Origin of the sequence: Magnetospirillum sp. UT-4 (assembly GCF_902729435.1) — a bacterium.
Taxonomy (GTDB): Bacteria; Pseudomonadota; Alphaproteobacteria; order Rhodospirillales; family Magnetospirillaceae; genus Magnetospirillum.
This window is the reverse complement of the sequence record NZ_CACVCG010000002.1, coordinates 61609-80720: the sequence shown is the minus strand read 5'-3', so window position 1 is coordinate 80720 and position 19112 is coordinate 61609. Positions and strand designations below refer to the sequence as shown.

General features: G+C 70.2%; 17 protein-coding genes. 4 read left to right on the top strand and 13 right to left on the bottom strand.

Annotation, left to right across the window (positions count from 1 at the left end):
• Positions 1–33: 33 nt before the first annotated feature.
• The 4 genes from MTBUT4_RS00350 to pip form a co-directional block, all read right to left on the bottom strand.
• Entirely contained in the window at positions 34–1236 is a 1203-nt protein-coding gene (locus tag MTBUT4_RS00350; RefSeq protein WP_371737382.1) for an ATP-binding protein, read from the bottom strand.
• On the bottom strand, positions 1226–1954 hold the full coding sequence (locus MTBUT4_RS00345) for a response regulator transcription factor (protein WP_173977673.1): 729 nt from the start codon (positions 1952–1954) through the stop codon (positions 1226–1228). The genes MTBUT4_RS00350 and MTBUT4_RS00345 overlap by 11 nt, the downstream gene beginning before the upstream one ends.
• 141 nt (positions 1955–2095) lie before the next feature.
• Positions 2096–2461, bottom strand: coding sequence for a helix-turn-helix domain-containing protein (locus tag MTBUT4_RS00340; protein WP_173977672.1), 366 nt, complete (start codon positions 2459–2461; stop codon positions 2096–2098).
• Between the two features lie 134 nt (positions 2462–2595).
• Positions 2596–3528: a prolyl aminopeptidase gene (pip, locus tag MTBUT4_RS00335; protein ID WP_173977730.1), complete on the bottom strand. Its 933-nt coding sequence runs from the start codon at positions 3526–3528 to the stop codon at positions 2596–2598.
• A gap of 81 nt (positions 3529–3609) precedes the next feature.
• Between pip and queA the strand changes: the two genes are divergently transcribed.
• From queA to MTBUT4_RS00320, 3 genes are all read left to right on the top strand, one after another.
• Positions 3610–4656, top strand: coding sequence for a tRNA preQ1(34) S-adenosylmethionine ribosyltransferase-isomerase QueA (gene queA, locus MTBUT4_RS00330; RefSeq protein WP_173977671.1), 1047 nt, complete (start codon positions 3610–3612; stop codon positions 4654–4656).
• 229 nt (positions 4657–4885) lie between these two features.
• Positions 4886–6016, top strand: a complete 1131-nt coding sequence (gene tgt / locus MTBUT4_RS00325) for a tRNA guanosine(34) transglycosylase Tgt (protein WP_173977670.1) — start codon at positions 4886–4888, stop codon at positions 6014–6016.
• A gap of 10 nt (positions 6017–6026) precedes the next feature.
• Complete coding sequence (locus tag MTBUT4_RS00320; RefSeq protein ID WP_173977669.1) at positions 6027–6425, top strand: group III truncated hemoglobin; 399 nt, start codon at positions 6027–6029, stop codon at positions 6423–6425.
• Here MTBUT4_RS00320 and MTBUT4_RS00315 read toward each other — a convergent pair whose 3' ends face one another.
• The 9 genes from MTBUT4_RS00315 to fliF form a co-directional block, all read right to left on the bottom strand.
• Positions 6426–8099, bottom strand: coding sequence for a DNA polymerase III (locus MTBUT4_RS00315; RefSeq protein WP_173977668.1), 1674 nt, complete (start codon positions 8097–8099; stop codon positions 6426–6428).
• A gap of 11 nt (positions 8100–8110) precedes the next feature.
• Positions 8111–8914, bottom strand: coding sequence for a MinD/ParA family protein (locus tag MTBUT4_RS00310; protein WP_173977667.1), 804 nt, complete (start codon positions 8912–8914; stop codon positions 8111–8113).
• The gene (locus MTBUT4_RS00305; RefSeq protein ID WP_173977666.1) at positions 8911–9912 is read right to left on the bottom strand and encodes a GTP-binding protein; all 1002 of its coding nucleotides are present in this window, start codon (positions 9910–9912) and stop codon (positions 8911–8913) included. Before MTBUT4_RS00305 ends, MTBUT4_RS00310 begins: the two co-directional genes overlap by 4 nt.
• A gap of 139 nt (positions 9913–10051) precedes the next feature.
• Positions 10052–12166: a flagellar biosynthesis protein FlhA gene (flhA, locus tag MTBUT4_RS00300; protein WP_173977665.1), complete on the bottom strand. Its 2115-nt coding sequence runs from the start codon at positions 12164–12166 to the stop codon at positions 10052–10054.
• 29 nt (positions 12167–12195) lie between these two features.
• Positions 12196–13581, bottom strand: a complete 1386-nt coding sequence (locus MTBUT4_RS00295; RefSeq protein WP_173977664.1) for a sigma-54 dependent transcriptional regulator — start codon at positions 13579–13581, stop codon at positions 12196–12198.
• Between the two features lie 32 nt (positions 13582–13613).
• Entirely contained in the window at positions 13614–13940 is a 327-nt protein-coding gene (fliN, locus tag MTBUT4_RS00290; protein ID WP_173977663.1) for a flagellar motor switch protein FliN, read from the bottom strand.
• 27 nt (positions 13941–13967) lie between these two features.
• Complete coding sequence (locus tag MTBUT4_RS00285) at positions 13968–14681, bottom strand: FliH/SctL family protein (RefSeq protein ID WP_173977662.1); 714 nt, start codon at positions 14679–14681, stop codon at positions 13968–13970.
• A gap of 3 nt (positions 14682–14684) precedes the next feature.
• Positions 14685–15704, bottom strand: a complete 1020-nt coding sequence (gene fliG / locus MTBUT4_RS00280; protein WP_173977661.1) for a flagellar motor switch protein FliG — start codon at positions 15702–15704, stop codon at positions 14685–14687.
• A gap of 21 nt (positions 15705–15725) precedes the next feature.
• Positions 15726–17384: a flagellar basal-body MS-ring/collar protein FliF gene (fliF, locus tag MTBUT4_RS00275; RefSeq protein WP_173977660.1), complete on the bottom strand. Its 1659-nt coding sequence runs from the start codon at positions 17382–17384 to the stop codon at positions 15726–15728.
• Positions 17385–17580: 196 nt separating this feature from the next.
• Here fliF and MTBUT4_RS00270 point away from each other — a divergent pair, with 196 nt between their 5' ends.
• Entirely contained in the window at positions 17581–19068 is a 1488-nt protein-coding gene (locus MTBUT4_RS00270) for a DnaJ domain-containing protein (protein WP_173977659.1), read from the top strand.
• Positions 19069–19112 lie beyond the last annotated feature (44 nt).

Here is a 19112-nt window from a genome sequence, read left to right as displayed (position 1 = left end):
GCTCCCCCACCTTAGCAACCCTGGTGCGGGGGCTCAAGCCGATCCCCCACCGGTCTTGCCCAGACGCAGCGTGAAAATGGCGCCGCCGCTCGGAGCGTTGCCGGCGGCGATGCTGCCGCCGTGCAGCTCGGCGATCTGGCGGACCATGTGCAGGCCGATGCCCGATCCCGGAATCAGGGTGGCGTTGGCGGCACGGTAGAAGCGGTCGAAGATGCGCCCGAGATCGCCGGCGGGAATGCCGATGCCGTGGTCGCGCACGCCGATCACCGCGCCGTCGGGCCCCGAACGGGCGGTGATCTCGATCGCTCCCTCGGCGGAATACTTGACCGCATTGCCGATCAGGTTGTTGAAGACCATGGCCAGCAGGCTGGGATCGCCCCAGGCCGGCAGGGCCGCGGGGGCGTCGAGGCGGAACTCGCGCTCGGGGGCGGCGGCACGGTGATGGTCCACCGCCGCCGCCAGCATCTGGGCCAGGTCGATGGCCTGCGGCTGCGGCACCAGCCGTCCGGAATCCAGTTGCTCGTCGGCCAGGCAGGTGTCGATCAGTTCGATCAGCCGGCGCACCGCGCCGCGCACGGTGTCGAGCCGGGGCAGCATGCCGGTGTCGCCGCGCTCGGCGCGCAGGGCCAGCATCTGCGCCGCCGAATCGATGATCGCCAGGGGGGTGCGGAATTCGTGGCTGACCATGGACAGGAACTGGCGCAGGCGACCCTTGGCCTCGGTCTCGCTGGCCAGGGCGGCCTCGACCTCCGCCTTGGCCTCGGCCAGGTCGGCGGTGCGCGCCACCACCTTGCCCTCCAGCGAGGCATTGAGCGCGGTCAGCTCGGCATTCAGGCGGGCGATGGTGACCAGGTCGCGCCACGCCCGCACCGCCCCCACCAAAGCGGTGAACAGCTTCTGCGCCGTGAGCTCGGCCTTGCTCTTGTAATCGTTGACGTCGTAGCCGATCACCACGTCGCGCTCGGGGGCCTCGCCGGGCTGGCCGGTCCTGAGGATGATGCGCAGGGTGCGGTTGCCCAGATCCTCGCGGATGTGGCGGACCAGCTTCAGGCCGGCATCCGGGGTTTCCATCACCACGTCGAGCAGCACCACCGGGATGTCGTCGCGCCCGGCCAGAAGAGAGGCCGCCGCCGCCGCGGAATGGGCCGAGAGCACCTCGAAGCCGCGCCCGTCCAGCTCGAAATCGCGCAGCAGCACGCGGGTCATGGCATGGACCTGATCGTCGTCATCGACCACCAGCACCGGCCAAGGTGGCGGCGAAGGCGTAGCCGATGCCGTGCACCGCCTCGATGGGAAGGTCGCGCCCCAGCGTCTCGGCGCCCTTGGCGCGCAGGCGGCGGACCATGGAATCCACCGAACGGTCGCCCGGGTCCCACTGGCGCTTGCCCAAGGCCTGGAATACCGCGTCACGCGACACCGGCTCGCCCGGGCGGTCCACCAGCAGGGCGATGAAGGTGCGCTCGTTGGCGGTCAGCTTGACCATGCCGCCATCGGGGCCGACCAGCGCCCAGGCCACCTGGTCGAAGACCCAGTCGCCGGTTGCCGCCGGGGTGAACGGCGACGGCGAGGCCGGGGCGGGCGACGGCGCCGGTGCCTTCAGGCGCCGCGCCAGGGTGCGCACCTGCGCCTCCAGCTCGCGCAGCTCCACCGGCTTGACCATGTAGACATCGGCCCCCACCTCGAGCCCGACCACCCGGTCGACGTTCATGCCCCGCGCCGTCAGCATGATGATGCCGACCTCGGACGCGTCGCGCAGGCGCTTGGCGATGGAAAAGCCGTTCTCGCCGGGAAGGTTGACGTCAAGGATGACGATGTCGCAGCCGCCGCCGGTCCAGACGCGGTCGAGCTCGGACCCGTCGCCGCAGCCTGCGGCTTGATGGCCGCAGCCGGACAGGTACTCGACCATGTCCGCCCGCAGCGATGCTTCGTCCTCGACAACGATTATCCGGGCCATGCCTTCCCACCCCGAAACCGCACGTATCCTACGGTAGATCGGTCGCCCATGTGTGGACAATATGCATGCACGGTTTGTCACGGGTCGGGGCGCCGGCGGCGCCTCGCCGCGATCCCACAGCTTGGGCGCCTCGCCGCGTTCCTACAGCTTGGGCACCACGATGCGTTCCACCAGCTTGACCAGCAGGCGGTCCATGCGCGCCGCCCAGACCGGATCCGCATCGATCAGCTCGCGGCAGCGGCGGAAGGCGCGCAGCACGGTGGTATGGCTGCGGCCGCCGAACACCCGCCCCAGCTCGGGCAGCGAGCACGAGGTCAGCAGGCGGGCGTAGTACATGGCGGCGATGCGGGGCTTCCACAGGCGGTGGTCGCGCGAGTGGGTCATCATCTCGCGCTCGGACAGGCCGAATTCGGCGGCGACGGAGGTGATCACCTCGACCACGAAGGGATCGCTGACCCGGTAACGCAGCGGCGCGCTGGGGCGCATCTCAACAAGAGCGAGCGACATCTGGGAACCCCCTTCAACACGGCATCTTTGTAGTAATTGTGCGCATGTGCGCTTGCAGCACCACCCGCAACTTGAAGCGGGTTGTGACGGGATGTGTTCGGGTCTTTGAACGGAAATTGAAAATCCTGAACGGATTATGACGCGCCCAGCAAGCGGTCGGCGGCCGCCACCAGGGCGGCGCGGGTCCCGGCCTCCATGGCCGAGTGGCCGGCATCGGGGATCACGGTCAGCCGCGCCTCGGGCCAGGCCCGCGCCAGATCGGCGGCCGAGACCGGCGGGCAGATGACGTCGTAGCGGCCCTGCACCAGTTCGGCCGGCAGGTGGGCGATGCGGTCCATGCCGTCGAGCAACTGGCCGGGGGCGAAGAAGCCGTCATGGACCATGTAATGGCATTCGATGCGCGCCATGGCCAGGGCGGCCCCGGCATCGGCCTCGGGCATGTCGGCATGGGGGATGAGGCGGCAGCAGGCCTCCTCGTAGGCGCACCACGCCCGCGCCGCCGCCAGATGGACGTTCGGGTCGGGATCGACCAGGCGGCGATGATAGGCGGCCAGCACCCCCTCGGGATCGCCCGCCACATGGGCGGTGAAGCGGCGGTGCGCCTCGGGGAAGAAGCGGCCCATGCCGTCCAGGAACCACTCCACCTCGAACCGGCGGAACAGGAAGATGCCGCGCAGCACGAAGCCGGTGACGCGGCCGGGATGGGCCTGCCCATAGGCCAGCGCCAGGGTGCTGCCCCACGACCCGCCGAACAGCAGCCACGATTCGATGGCGAGGTGGCGGCGCAAGGCTTCCATGTCGGCGATCAGATGGGCGGTGGTGTTGGCGGTCAGCGACGCCTGCGGCCGCGACCGGCCGCAGCCGCGCTGGTCGAACAGCACGATCTTCCACCGCTCGGGGTCGAAGAAGCGGCGATAGGGCGGCGCCGTCCCGCCGCCGGGGCCGCCATGGACGAACAGTGCCGGCCGGCCGCGCGGATTGCCCGACATCTCCCAATAGAGCTGGTGGCCGTCGCCGACCGGCAGCATCCCGGAGGCGAAAGGCTCGATGGGCGGGAAGAGATCCATGCGCATGACGCGTCCGTCGGGGCGGGGGGGGCCATTGTGCTGGGGTTGACGTTCCCGCGCAACCCGCCTAAACCGCCCGCCATGGATGTTGACCTGTTCGACTTCGAGCTGCCCCGCGCGCTGATCGCCGAGCGCCCCGCGACCCCCCGCGACGCCGCCCGGCTGCTGGCGGTGGACGGCGACACCTTGGCCGATTGGCGGGTGCGCGACCTGCCCGGCCTGCTGCGGCCCGGCGACGTGGTGGTCAGCAACGACACCCGGGTCATCCCCGCCCGCCTGCAGGGCCGTCGCGGCGAGGCCGGCATCGAGGTCACCCTGCACCAACCCATCGCCCCCGAGTCCTGGGCCGCCTTCGCCCGCCCGGCCAAGAAGCTGAAGCCCGGCGACACCATCGTCTTCGCCCCCGGTTTCGCCGCCGAGGTCACCGCCAAGGGCGAGGCCGGCGAGGTCGCCTTGCGTTTCGATCGCGGCGGCGCCGACTTGATGGCGGCGCTGGAGCAATGGGGGCGGATGCCGCTGCCGCCCTATATCCGCAAGGGCGAGGCCGACGAGCGCGACCGCGCCGACTACCAGACGGTATTCGCCGCCCGCGCCGGCGCGGTGGCCGCCCCCACCGCCGGGCTGCACTTCACGCCCGACCTGCTGGCCGCCATGGACGCCGCCGGGGCGCGGCGCCTGACCGTCACCCTGCATGTGGGGGCCGGCACCTTCCTGCCGGTGAAGGCCGCCGACACCCGCGACCACCGCATGCATTCCGAGCACGGCGTGATCACCCCCGAGACGGCCGCCGCCATCAACGCGGCGCGGGCGGCCGGCGGCCGGGTGGTGGCCATCGGCACCACCGCGCTGCGGCTGCTGGAAAGCGCCGCGGCCGAGGACGGCACCGTCCACCCCTTCGATTCCGCCACCGACATCTTCATCACCCCCGGCTACCGCTTCCGCGCGGTGGACGTCCTGATGACCAACTTCCACCTGCCGCGCTCGACCCTGTTCATGCTGGTCGCCGCCTTCGCCGGGCTGGAGCGCATGAAGCGGGCCTACGCCCACGCCATGGAATCCGGTTACCGCTTCTATTCCTACGGCGACGCCTGCCTGTTGAAACTGGAAAACCCGCCGCGCATCGGCTAATATGCACGGAGGTAGCAGGCGCCGGGGTGCCACCCGACGCCTGCCGCTCCTAGGCTTTGGTCACTGTCAGACGCACGAGAGTGCGCCAGAACCGGACTTGGAGCACCAGGAGAAAGCGCATTTTCGTCATGCTCTTTCCTCCTCAGACGGCGGCCCGGCCAATTCCGAGCCGCCGTCGTCATTTTGTGCCCCCGCTGCCGTTCCCACAAGTTTCAGTATGCAATCCAGCATGACCGCCGCCTTTTCGTTCGACCTTCTCGCCACCGACGGCGCCGCCCGGCTGGGGCGCATCCACACCGCCCACGGTGCCGTCGATACCCCGGCCTTCATGCCGGTGGGCACCGCCGGCACGGTCAAGGCCATGCTGCCGGCATCGGTGGCCGCGACCGGGGCCCAGATGGTCTTGGGCAACACCTACCACCTGATGCTGCGCCCGGGGGCCGAGCGGGTGGCGCGCCTGGGCGGGCTGCACCGGTTCATGGACTGGTCCGGCCCCATCCTCACCGATTCCGGCGGTTTCCAGGTGATGAGCCTGGCCAAACTGCGCAAGCTGACCGAGGAAGGGGTGGCCTTCCAGTCGCATATCGACGGCTCGAAGCACCTGCTGACCCCGGAACGCTCCATGGAGATCCAGCGCCTGCTGGATGCCGACGTCACCATGGCCTTCGACGAATGCACCCCGTTCCCGGCGACGCCGGACCAGGCGGGGCAAAGCATGCGCCTGTCCATGCGCTGGGCGGCGCGCTCGAAGGAGGCCTTCGTCGAGCGTCCCGGCTACGGCCTGTTCGGCATTGTCCAGGGCGGTATCTACCCCGATCTGCGGGCGGAATCGGCGGCGGCGCTGACCGCCATGGGCTTCGACGGCTACGCCGTGGGCGGCCTGGCGGTGGGCGAGGGCCAGGAGCTGATGTTCGCCACCCTGGAAACCACCACGCCGCTGCTGCCCGCGGATAAGCCCCGCTACCTGATGGGGGTGGGCAAGCCCTCGGACATGGTCGGCGCGGTGCTGCGCGGCATCGACATGTTCGACTGCGTCATGCCGACCCGGTCGGGGCGCACCGCCCAGGCCTTCACCCGCCGCGGCACGGTGAACCTGAGGAACGCCCGCCACCAGGACGATCCCCGGCCGCTGGACGAGGAATGCGGCTGCCCGGCCTGCCGCCGCCATTCGCGGGCCTATCTGCACCACCTGATCCGGTCCGAGGAGATCCTGGGACCGATGCTGCTGACCTGGCACAACATCCAGTATTACCAGGACATCATGCGGGGCCTGCGGGCCGCCATCGCCGAAGGCCGCGCCGCCGCCTTCGCCGCCGCGATGCTGGCGGCCGAGGCGGCCGGCGACATCGAGCCCTTGTGAAAGGACGACCATGACCGACAGCGACCGCGAAGCGCGAATACTGAAGATGGTCGAGCGGTTCTACGACATCGGCAACGCCGACCCCATCCTCGCCCCGGTCTTCGCCGCCGCCATCCACGACTGGCCCGACCACATCCGCATCGTCGCCGATTTCTGGTCCCATGCCCTCTACGGCACCGGCCGCTATCAGGGCAGCCCCTTCCCCGCCCATCTGCGCCTGGATTTCCCTTACGAAGCCTTCGCCGCCTGGCTGGCGGCCTTCGCGCAGGCGACGTCGGAGGTGTTGACCCCCATGGAGGCGGAAACCGCCATGGGCCGGGCGCGTCACATGACCCACAGCTTCACCGTCGGCCTGTTCCCCTATACCGGCGCCGACGGCACCCCGGCGCGCAAGCCGGCGGCGGGGTGATCAGACGCTGAGCCGCGTCGGCCCCTGTTCGTCGGGGCGCAGGTCGATCCAGCGGCCGCCGGCCTGGAAGGCCACGCTGCCCTTGGTCCCCACCAGCTCGGACGAGTCGGTGAAGATGGCCATGATGTCGCGCCGGACCCGCTCGGGCAGCGGCTCGCCGGTGCGGATGATGAGGTCGAACAGCTTCTCCTCGCGCCGCACCAGTCCGTCCATCTGCAGCCGGCCGAAGCAGCTGAGATCGAAGTCGATGACGAAGCGCTGGTCGTTGCCGGCGGTGCCGGCGCCGTTTCGCTTGTCGTCGCCGGCGCCGCGCACGTACAGGCGCACCGGCTCGATGGGTCCGCCGCCCATGAACGGCAGGGTGTAGGCCCGCCATTCGCCGCCGCCGGCCGGGCGGCCGCCTTCCGCCGCCAGGCCGTCGAGGTCGGACTTGACGCGGTCGGCGAGATCGCGCCGCCCCGCCTTGTCGAGGGCGCGGGCGGCGCCATCGCCGAACAGGGCACGGGTGTCGCCGCGCTGGACGGCGCCGGCGAACACCGCCAGCCCGGCGGCCAGACGCGGCCCGGCCTGGGGAATGGTGCGCAGCAGGGTCTCCAGCCCCTGGCGGTCGTCGCCGGCGGACAGCACCCGCACCGCCTCGTCCATGGCCGGCCAGCCGGCGGCGGTCAGGCCCTCGGGGCGGGCCGGGCCGGGTGCCGAAGGCGGCGGCGGCAGCGGCGGCCCGACCACCTCGAGCTTCAGCGCGGTGCCCGCCGCCAGATCGGCATGGGTGGGCAGGGCCAGGGTGCCGATGGCGGTCTGCACCACCGCCTGGCCGCCGGGCGGATGGGCGATCACCGTGCCGGACAGCACCGGCGGGGCGGAGGCCGGGGAAATGGGGGCCGGCGGCGGCGTGCCGGTGGCCGGAGGCGGTGCCTGCTGCGTCACCGGCGGACCGGCCGGGGCCGGGGCCGGGGCCGATGGTGACACGGGGGCCGGACCCGGCGCCGGAGCGGCGGCGGCCGCGGCGGCCTGGGGCACCACCCCGGCGATGCGGACGGTGAGCTGGGTCCCGGCCGGCAGATCGGGCGGCAGGAAAGCGGTGGCGGCGCCGGCCGGCGGCGCGGCGGCCGGCGTGCCGGGGGGCGACGGCGCGGCGGCGGGGCGGATCACGGTGGCGGTGATGCCGGCCGGCGCGGCGGCGGCCGGAACCGTCACGCCCGGCATGGTCACGCCCGGCGCCGCCTGGGACGCGGCAGGCGTGGCGGCGGCGGGCGAGCCGGCGGCGTTGGTGGCGGCGCCCGCGGGCAGCAGCAGCCCGGGCAATCCCGGCAGGGTGCCGGCGCCCACAGCCGGCATGCCCGGCAGCAGCGCCCCGGCCAGCGGCCGGCCGTTGATGGCCAGCAGGCGCAGCTGCGGCTCGCCGCCCTGCAGCGAGGTCTGCAGCAGCAGGCGCGCGCCCTCGGGAATGGGCGGCAGGACCTGGCCGGGCAGCGCCTTCAGCTGCACCGGTCCGGCGGCGGTCTGGGCCAGGATGAGTCCCTTGGCGGCGCGGGCGGTGGCCAGCGCCTCCAGGGTTGTGCCGGGCGGCATTTCCAGGCTGCCGGACTTCAGCGCCAGCGCCACCACCGCGCCCGCCGAACCCGCCTGGGTGAGCGGGACCGGGGGAGCGGCGGGAGGCGGCACCGACGACATCGGGCGCCCCGTCAGCGCGCCGGGTTCAGCAGGCGCTCGACGATGGCCTCGACATCGGCGGCGGCCTCGGAATTGGGCGAGCGGATGAGGATCGGGGTCTGGTTGCGGATGGCCTCGCGCACCTTGAGGTCGCGCCGGATCACCCCGGCCAGGGGCGGGCTGATCTTGAGGAAGCCCTCGCAGGCCTTGAGCAGGGTGTTGTAGATGCGCTCGCCCTCGCGGGTGGAATTGGCCATGTTGACGACGATGCGCATGTCGCTGCCCGGCCGCTCCATGTGGGTGACCTTGATGAAGGCATAGGCGTCGGTCAGCGAGGTCGGCTCGTCGGTGGTGACCACCATGATGGTGCCGGCCTGCTGGGCGAAGTTGCGGGTGGTCTTCTCGACGCCGGCGCCGAGGTCGACCACCACCTTGTCGTATCCGCCCGACAGCACCACCAGGTCGTCGCCCAGCATCTGCAGGCGCGACAGCGGGATGTTGGCCAGCGTGCCCGAGCCGGAGCGGCCGGCCAGGATGTCGAAGCCGGCCTCGGGGAAGTTGACGGTGGCCTGGTTCAGCGTCAGCCGCCCGGCCACCACGCTGCCGAGGTCGGTCTTGGGCATCAGGCCCAGCTGGATATCGACGTTGGCGAGGCCGAGATCGCCGTCGAACAGCAGCACCTTGCGCCCAGCGCGGGCCAGGGCGTGGGACAGGGTGATGGCGAACCAGGTCTTGCCGACGCCGCCCTTGCCCGAGGCCACGGCGATCAGGTTCTTGCCGCGGAGCCGCTGGGCCGGACGGGGGGCCAGGGAGGGGGCTTCGGATGCCGTCGTCATGATACGGTTGCCTCGTCGGTCCAGAAGGTTTCGTCGCGGTGTTCGGGGGCGGCCGCCTGGGGCACGATCAGGCGGGCCAGCGAGATGGCGGAGATGGGCGACAGCCCGTCGGCCACGTGCGGGCTGGAGGAGACGTCGCACATGGCGAGCTGGCCGGCCTCGGCGCAGGCCAGCATGGCGCCCAGGCGGCGGGTGGTGTCGAGGCGGCTGGTGAACAGCCGGGCGGCACCGACGGCGGCGAAGGCCTCGCCCATCTCGCCCGCCTCGGCGACGTCGCCGCCGGCCGCCATCACCATCACCGGCTCGACGTCGGCGGCCTCGGTCAGCGCCTGCAGGTAGTCCATGTCGGTCTGCTTGAACGGATTGAGCCCGGGCGAGTCGATCAGCACCAGGTCGAACATGCCCGCCGCCGAATCCACCGCCTTGCGCAGCGCGTCGGGGCCGCGGGCGCGCACCAGCTCGATCTGCAGGATGCGGGTGAAGGCGGCCAGCTGCTCGACCGCGCCGGCGCGGATGTTGTCGCAGGTGATGATGCCGACCTGGCGCTGCTTCAGCACCGAGCGCGCCGCCAGCTTGGCCACCGCGATGGATTTGCCCGAGCCCGGCGGCCCCACCAGCATGAACGGGCGCGGCGCCGAATGCTCGGGCAGATGGGCGAAGGAGAAGCCGGCCTCCAGCGCCGCGGCGCAGGCCAGCGTCGGGTCGGGAATCCCGGCGGTGCGGGCGGCGTTGGTCAGCCGCTCGACCAGACGGGGCGGCAGGCCGTGGGTTTCGAGGGCGCCCTTGACCGCCTCGGCGGCGGACGAGGGCACCTCCGCCTCCAGCATCTCGGCCACCGCCAGGTCGGCATCGGCGGGCTCGAGGGCGGCGGTGATGCGCACCCCCTTGGACCCGGCGGCGCGCTGGGTCGAGACGATGATCGCCTCGTCGCCCAGTTCCAGGCGGACCATCTCCATGGCCTCGGCCATGGTCGGCGCGGTGAAGGATTTCAGGCGCATTGGGCAGCCCCCATCGCGACGGCCCTCGTCCTTCGAGACGCTTCGCTCCTCAGGATGAGGGCCTTTAACGCAGCCTCATCCTGAGGAGGCCTCGAAGAGGCCGTCTCGAAGGACGAGGCGGGGGCAAAGGTCGACGTCGTCATATCTGCCCCAGCGTCTTGATCTTGGCCTTGGGATGGATTTCCGCCTGGCTCATCACCACGGTGACGGGGCGGAAGCGTTCGATGATGGAGCGCACGTAGGGGCGGATCATCGGGCTGGTCAGCAGCACCGGGGTCTCGCCCTGCATGGCGAAGCGCTCGAAGGTCTGGCGGGTGCGGTTGATGAACTCCTGCAACTGCGACGGCGGCATCGACAGCTGCTTCTCGTCGCCCTGGCCGACCAGCGATTCGGCGAAGGCTGCCTCCCATTCCGGCGACAGGGTGACCAGCGGGATGAAGCCGGCGGGGCCGGTGTTGTTGTCCGAGATCTGGCGGGCCAGGCGGGCGCGCACGTGCTCGGTGATCATGGCGACGTTGCGGGTATGGCCGCAGGCTTCCGACACGCCCTCCAGGATGGTCGAGAGGTCGCGCACCGAGATGCGCTCGCCCAGCAGGTTCTGCAGCACCCGCTGCAGCCCGCCGATGGTGATCTGGCTGGGGATCAGCTCGGCGACCAGCTTCTGGTGCTCCTTGTCCAGCTCGTCCAGCAGCTTCTGGGTCTCGGCGTGGGACAGCAGCTCGGACATGTTGTCGCGGATCACCTCGGTGATGTGGGTGGTGATCACGGTCGGCGGATCGACCACGGTGTAGCCGCGGAACAGGGCCTCCTCGCGGTTGGTGGCATCGACCCACATGGCCGGCAGGCCGAAGGTGGGCTCCTTGGTCTTCTCGCCGGGCAGGGTGATGTCCTCGCCGCGGGGGTCCATCACCAGCAGGTGGTTGGGGCGCAGGTCGCCGCGGCCCGATTCCACTTCCTTGATGTAGACCACATAGGTGTTGGCCGGCAGCTGCATGTTGTCCTGGATGCGCACGCTTGGCATGACGAAGCCCATTTCCGACGCCATGGCGCGGCGCAGGGACTTGATCTGGTCGGTGAGCTTGACGCCCTTGGGGTTGTTGATCAGCTGCAGCAGGCCGTAGCCCAGTTCCAGCCGCACCATGTCGATCCTGAGCGCCGTGGCGATGGGTTCCTCGGCCACCGGCGCGGCCTGGCGCGACCGTTCCTCGGCCTCGACCGCCTCGCGCTCGGCCTTGGCGCGCTGGGATTTGTCGAGGAAATAGGCCGACACCCCCATGCCGATTCCCAGCATGGCGAAGGGCAGGAACGGCATGTTGGGCACCACCGCCATCAGCCCGATCAGGCCGGCGGCGGTGCCGATGGCGCGCGGATAGCCGCCCAGCTGGGTGGCCAGGGCGCGGTCGACGGATTCCTGCACGCCGGCCTTGGTCACCAGCATGCCGGCGGCGACCGAGACCAGCAGCGCCGGAATCTGGGTGACCAGGCCGTCGCCCACCGTCAGCTTGGTGTAGATGTCGGCGGCCTGTGAAAACGACATGCCGTTCTGCGCCATGCCGATGATCATGCCGGCGATGACGTTGATGGCGGTGATCAGCAGGCCGGCGACGGCGTCGCCGCGGACGAATTTCGAGGCGCCGTCCATGGCGCCGAAGAACTGGCTTTCCATTTCCAGTTCCTTGCGCCGCGCCTTGGCGGTGGGCTCGTCGATCATGCCGGCCGAGAGGTCGGCGTCGATGGCCATCTGCTTGCCCGGCATGGCGTCCAGGGTGAAGCGGGCGGCGACCTCGGCGATGCGGGTCGAGCCCTTGGTGATGACCACGAAATTGACGATCACCAGGATGGCGAAGACGATGATGCCGATGACGAAATTGCCGCTCATGATGAAGCTGGCGAAGGCGGCGATGACCTGGCCGGCGCCCTCCTCGCCCTCGTGGCCGTGGGCCAGGATCAGGCGGGTGGAGGCCAGGTTGAGGGCCAGGCGGATCAGCGTGGTGAGCAGCAGAACGGTGGGGAACGAGCTGAACTGCAGCGGCTTCTCGATGAAGATCGAGACCATCAGCACCATCACCGAGACGGTCAGCGACAGCGCCAGGCCGATGTCCAGCGCCCACGGCGGCAGCGGCAGGATGAGCACCGCCATGATGACGATGACGCCCAGCGCCAGCATGACGTCGCCGCGCCTGAGCGCGGAATTGAACCGCCCCCACGCTTCGCGCGCCTGACCGGCGCCGCCTTGCGCTGCTCCCTCGGCCATGATCGTCCCCTAGCCGCCCGCCGCGTTGGTCACGACACCGCCCTTTCCTCTGCCCCGGAAGGCGGCGGCACCGGCACGCCCTCGTCGGCATAAAGCTTCAGCTTGTTCCTCAGCGTGCGGATCGAGATGCCCAGGATGTTGGCCGCGTGGGTGCGATTGCCCAGGCAATGGGACAGGGTGTCGATGATGAGGTCGCGTTCGACCTCGGCCACCGTCTTGCCGACCAGACCCGAAGTGCCGGCCCCCGCCACCACCGAGGCGGCGGTGCTGGCCACCTGGGCCACCACCGGGTCCTGGCCATGGCCCCCCCCGCCCAGCGGCGCGCCGGTCAGCAGGATCGCCTCGGGCCCGATCTCGGCGCCCGAGGCCAGCAGCACGGCGCGGTGCATGGCGTTCTCGAGCTCGCGCACGTTGCCGCGCCAGCCGTGCCGCACCAGCATCTGGCGCGCCTCGGCCGACAGCGGCCGGGCCGGCAGGCCGTTGACCTCGGCATATTTCTTGGTGAAGTGCTCGGCCAGCACCGGAATGTCGAGCGGGCGCTCGCGCAGGGACGGCAGGGCGAGATTGACCACGTTGAGGCGGTAATAGAGGTCCTCGCGGAAGCCGCCCTGGCGGACGTAATCCTCGAGGTTGCGGTTGGAGGTGGCGACGATGCGCACGTCCACCTTGACCGGCTGGCTGCCGCCGACCCGGTCGATCTCCCGCTCCTGGATGGCGCGCAGCAGCTTGGCCTGCAGGCGCACGTCCATTTCCGAGATCTCGTCCAGCAGCAAGGTGCCGCCGCCGGCTTCCTCGAACTTGCCGATGCGGCGCGCCACGGCGCCGGTGAAGGCGCCCTTCTCGTGGCCGAACAGCTCGGATTCCAGCAGGTTCTCGGGGATGGCGGCGCAGTTGACGGCGACGAAGCGGCCCTTGGCGCGCGGCGACTTGTTGTGGATGAAGCGGGCCATCAGCTCCTTGCCGGTGCCCGATTCGCCGGTGATCAGGATCGAGGCGTGGCTGCCCGCCACCTGCTCGGCCAGCTTCATGGTCTGGGCCATGCGCGGGTCCTTGAACACGATGGCGTGGCTGTCGGCGGTGACGGCGGCCAGCACCGCGGCGATCAGCTCGGCGTCGGGAGGAAGCGGGATGTACTCCTTGGCGCCGGCCTTGATCGCCCGCACCGCCGCCGAGGCGTCCGAGGCGATGCCGCAGGCGATGACCGGAATGTTGATGCGTTCGGCTTCCAGGCATTCGATCAGCTTGCGGACGTCGCGGCGGACGTCGATCATCACCAGGTCCGCGCCCTGCGCGCGCAGCGCCTCCAGCCCCTGCTCGACGTCGTCGGCGATGGCGACCTTGGCGCCGCGGGCCATGGCGATCTGGCTGGCGGCGCCGATCTGCCCGTCCATGGCGCCGATGATCAATAGACGCATGCGTCAATCCCCCGTCCGTCGGCCGCGGCCCGTCAGCCTCGGTCCGTCTTGATGATTTCGGTCATGGTCACGCCCAGGCGATCCTCGACCACCACCACCTCGCCGCGGGCGACCAGGCGGTTGTTGACGTAGATGTCGATGGCCTCGCCGACCTTGCGGTCCAGCTCGACCACCGCGCCGCGGCCCAGCTTGAGCAGCTGGTTGACCTGCATGTGGGCCTTGCCCAGCACCGCCGACACCTGCACCGGGATGTCGTAGACCGCCTCGAGATCGCGCGCCGAGCGCGGGCCGTCCATGTCGCCGGAAGGCTGCGGCTCGTCGCCCTCGGTCTTGAAGTCGTTCAGGTCGAAATCGGCCATCCCACTGTCCTCCTCGCGCCCGGACCCTTACGTCCCGGCGAATTCATCATGCACGCATTCGGCGTCGATGCCCGCCTCGGGCTGCGCCAGGGCGCGCTCGACGCAGGCCTCGATATCGGCCAGCAGGCGGGCCTGGTCGCGTTCGGCGCCGCCGTCGGTCCATTCCACCCGGGCGTCGCCGGGGGCCAGGCGCATGTCCGCCTGCACCACCACGCGGCCCTCGAATCCCTGGCCCTCCGCCGCCTCCTCCAGTCGCGCCCGCACCGGCTCGACCAGCGGCTCGGCGACGCGGACGATGATGCGCGGTTCGTCCAGGATGTGGGCGACCACCTCCTGCACCACCTTGGCCACCTCGTCGAAGGCGTGCTTCTCGCACGCCGCCGGCAGCATCTTCTTCAGCACCGCCATGGCCACCCGCACCGCGTTGCGGGCGTTGAGGTCGTTGGCGTCCTCCTGCTGGCGGAAGACGATCTCGAACTGCCCGGCCAGGGCGGCCATGGCGTTGGCGACGATCCGCTGGGTCGCCTCGGTGGCCTCGGCCAGGCCGTGCTGGCGGCCCTCCTCGAAGGCGGCCTCGCGGGCGAAGTTGAGCTCCTCCTCGGTGAAGGTGGGCGGCGGCGGCAGCTCCTCCTCGGGCTCGGCCGCCAGCGCGTCCAGCTCCGCTTCCATTTCGTGCTGCGGCCGCTGCTGCGGCGGCGGCTGGCCGAAGTCGAGGTCGAACATGTATTTCCTGTATGCCATCGGTTAGTACACCAGCTCGTCTTCCTCGCGGCCCTCGGAAATGACGATCTGGCCCGAGGCGGCCAGCTCCTTGGCCATGACCACGATGAGCGCCTGGGCCTGGTCGACGTCGCGCAGGCGCACCGGACCCTGGGCCTCCATGTCCTCCTTCAGCATCTTGCCGGCGCGCTCGGACATGTTCTTGAAGAACATGTCCTTGATGGCGTCCGAGGCGCCCTTGAGGGCCATCGCCAGCTTGTCCTTCTCCACCTGGCGCAGCAGGGTCTGGACGCCGCTGGCATCCAGGCGCACCAGATCCTCGAAGGTGAACATCAGCGCCTTGATCTTCTCGGCCGATTCGCGGTTGCGCTCTTCCAGGGCGCTCATGAAGCGGTTCTCGGCGTTGCGGTCCAGGTTGTTGAAGATGTCGGCCATCATCTCGTGGGCATCGCGGCGCTGGGTGCGGGCCAGGTTGGTCATGAATTCGGTGCGCAGGGTCTTTTCGACGCCGTCCAGCACTTCCTTCTGCACCGCCTCCATGCGCAGCATGCGCATGATGACTTCCATGGCGAAGTTCTCGGGCAGGATGGCGAGCACGCGGGCGGCGTGGTCGGCCTTGATCTTGGCCAGCACCACGGCGACGGTCTGGGGGTATTCGTTCTTCAGGTAGTTGGCCAGCACCGCCTCGTTGACGTTGCCCAGCTTGTCCCACATGGTGCGGCCGGCGGGACCGCGGATTTCCTCCATGATGGTGGAGACGCGGTCCTTGGGCAGCGACTTCAGCAGCAGCCGTTCGGTGCTCTCCATGGAGCCCACCAGCGAGCCGGTGGAGGACAGCTGGTCGGCGAATTCCACGAACAGGCGCTCGACCAGGTTGGACGACACCGTGCCCAAATTGGCCATGATCTGGGAGAGTTCCTTGATCTCCTCGTCGGCCATCATCGAGAACAGCTTGGAGGAATGCTCCTCGCCCAGGCTCAGCATCATCATCGCCGCCTTCTGCGGGCCGGTGAGCGAGCGGTAGTCCTCCTTCATGCGGGCCATGGCACGCTCCTCCTACTGAACTCAGGCTTCCTGGTACAGCCAGCTGCGGATGATCGCCAGCGCTTCCTCGGGGTGCTTGTCGACGATCTCGCCGATCTTCCTGATGGACGAGGCCTTGACGCGGCCTTCCACCTTGTCGATGTCGATCAGCTCGTCGGCGATCACCTCTTCCTCGCCGCCCAAGGCGGGGGCCGGGGTGGGCGGGGCGCCGGGGCCGGTCAGCTGCGGCACGCCGGCGCCCTCGGCGGTCAGCAGGCGCCGCCCGTCGGGGCCGACCTGACCCTGCATGCTCTCGATGGCCCGGCTGATGAGCGGGCGCAGCACCAGCAGCAGGAACAGGATGGCGACCACCGACAGGCCGAGGTTGGAGGCCATCTTCTCGACGAAGTCGCGGCGCATGCCGAAGATGAACTCGCCCGGCTCCTCGGCGGCGTACTGTTCCTCGCCGCCGGCGAACTGCATGGAGATGACCTTGACCTGGTCCTGGCGGTCGCGGTCGAAGCCGATGGCGTTGCGCACCAGGTCCTCGAGCTTGGCGATCTCCTCGGGGGTGCGGTCGCGGTAGGTCTTGGTGCCGTCGGCGGCGACGTCGTAGACGCCGTCCACCAGGACGGCGGCGGTGACGCGGCGGATCTCGCCGATCTCGCGCACCACGTTCTTGACCTTCTTGGAGATCTCGTAGTTGACGGTCTCCTGGCTCTTGGCCGCCTTCGAGGACGACTTGGCCCCGGACGAGGCGGCGCCGGGATCGGGCAGGTTGTTGGTGACCGAGACGTTGGGCTGGTCGCCCTCGGAGCTGCTCTCGTCCTCGTTGACCGTGACCTGGCTGCGCACCACGCGGCTTTCGGGGTCGTAGGTCTCCTCGGTGGTGACGGCGCGCGACAGGTCCATCTCGACCGACACCTCGGCGCGCACGCGGCCCGGACCGAGCGAGCGCTCGAGCATGCTCTCGACGGTGCGGGCCAGCCGGCCCTCGGTGTTGAGCTTCAGCTCCTCGGCGGTCTGGGCGGCGACCTCCTGATCGTTGTCGAAGCCCTTGGCCAGCAGCGTGCCCTTGTCGTCGATGATCGAGATGCGGCTGGGCTTCATCTTGGGCACGGCGGCGGCGATCAGGTGCTGGATGGCGGTCACCTGGCCGCGCTCGAGCCGGCCGGTGCCCTTCATCTTCAGGATCACCGAGGCGCTGGGCTCGTTGGCCTCGCGGGCGAAGGCCTCGCGCTTGGGCAGCACCAGGTGGACGCGGGCGCTCTTCACCCGGTCGATGGCGCGGATGGTGCGGGCCAGCTCGCCCTCCATGGCGCGCACGTAGTTGATGTTCTGCTGGAAGCTGGTGGTGGCCAGGGCGTCCTGCTTGTCGAACAGCTCGTAGCCGGCGACGCGGCCCGTCGACGGCATCGCCTGCTCGGCCATCTTGACCCGCAGATCCATCTTGCGGTCCTTGGGCACCCACACCTCGGTGCCGTCCTTGCGCACCTCGTAGGGGACCTTCTCGGCCGACAGCTTGTCGACGATGGCCTTTGAATCGGCCAGGTCCAGCTCGCCGTAGAGCAGCTCCATCTGGGGCGCGGCGACCCGGCTCATCAGATAGATGAAGAACCCCAGGATCGAGACGCCGACGCCGGCGATCGCCGCCAGGCGCATGGGCCCCAGGCCGCGCATCATCTGCAGGAACGCGTTCACGTCGATACCATCCGAGCCGCCAGTCACCGGGGCGTACGCCCACACGGTGCCAGCCTATTCCCCGCAAGATTTATGGATGGTTAATGGGTCGGCAAGAATTGCCTATCGGGCGCCCCGAACGGGCGGATTCTCCACCCGGCATAGACGGCACGGGGATTGCTTGAACCAGGCGCGAAGCATCCAAGATTGAAGCCCGATGACCACCGCCGCGCAGGACCCCAAAGGCTATTACGCGACCCTCGGCATCGCCCCCGGGGCGGGGCTCGACGCCATCCGCGCGGCCTATCGCAGCCGGGTCAAGCTGGTCCACCCCGACCGCGACCCCAGCGCCGCCGCGCGTGAGGAATTTCAAGAGCTTGTCGAGGCCTACCGGGTGCTGAAGGACGGCGTCTACCGGGCCGAATACGATTCCACCGGGGTGCCGCCGCTGATCGACGACGGCGACGACTGGCCGGCCCATCCCTATGCCTGCTCGACCTGCGGCAAGGTCACGGCGCAGCCCCGCTACGTCATCTTCCACTGGGTCAAAAGTTACCTGGTCTGGGTCCGGCGCGGCCGCACCGAGGGAATTTTCTGCCGGGACTGCGCCGACCTGGCCGCGGTGCGGGCCAGCACCGCCAGCTGGGCCTGGGGCTGGTGGTCGCCGCCCGGACTGGTGCTGACGCCGCTGGCCCTGGTGCTGAACATGCTGGGCGGGGTCAAGCCGCGCCACGTCAATGCCCGGCTGCTGATCCGCCAGGCCCGCGCCTTCCTGGCGCTGGACGAGTACGAGCTGGCGCGCGGCCTGGCCCGCCAGGCCGAGGCCTTCGCCCATCGCAGCGTGCACCAGCGCCAGGTCGAGGAGCTGCAGCGGATCACCGGCATCGACGGGCGGCGGCTGAGGGACCGCTGGGCGTTCTGGGCCGGCGGCGCCTTCGCCGCCCAGGCGCTGCCGCTGGCGGCGCTGGCGGCGGTGCTGGTGCTGGCCGGGCTGATCGCCACCAAGCCGTGGGACCAGCCGGTGGCCACCGCGCCGGCCGGAATCGTGGTCGAGGCGGCCGGCATCGGCGACATCCGCCATGTCGCCGTCGACGACCTCAAGCTGCGCCAGGCGCCGCTGGAGGGGGCGCCGGTGCTGACCCTGCTCGACCGCTTCACCACCGTGCAGGTGATCGGCCTGCAGGGCGACCCGGAATGGGCCGAGGTGCGCTCGCCGGCCGGGGTGGTGGGCTGGGTGCAGCGGCGCGCCCTCTATGCCGGCCCCGGCTCGCTGCACAAGCACGAATGGTGCGCCGCCAATCTGGGCAGCCCGCCCCAGGGCGGCGAGGCGCTGGTGCGCCGCGCCACCGGCGAGCACCGCCTGCTGATCCACAATGACAACCGCCGCGACGCGGTGGTCAAGCTGAAGACCGTGGCCGGGGTGACGGTGGCGTCGTTCTACGTGCCCGCCACCCACCATATCGGTGTCGGCGGCATCCCGGACGGCACCTTCCGCATCGAGTTCTCGACCGGAACCAAGTACTCGCGCGCCTGCGGCGTGTTCACCGGCGAGGCGGCGGCGGGGCTGATGCCGTTCACCCTGAGCTACAAGCAGGTCACCGCCTACCGGCCGCGCACCATCCCCGAGATCTCGCTGCTGGCCGCCCCCACCGACCCGCGCCGGCCGCAACCCCTCGACCTCGACCGCTTCGCCGAGGATGACTGAAATCAAGCAGAAGCGTGGAGACACAGATAAACACAGATGATTTA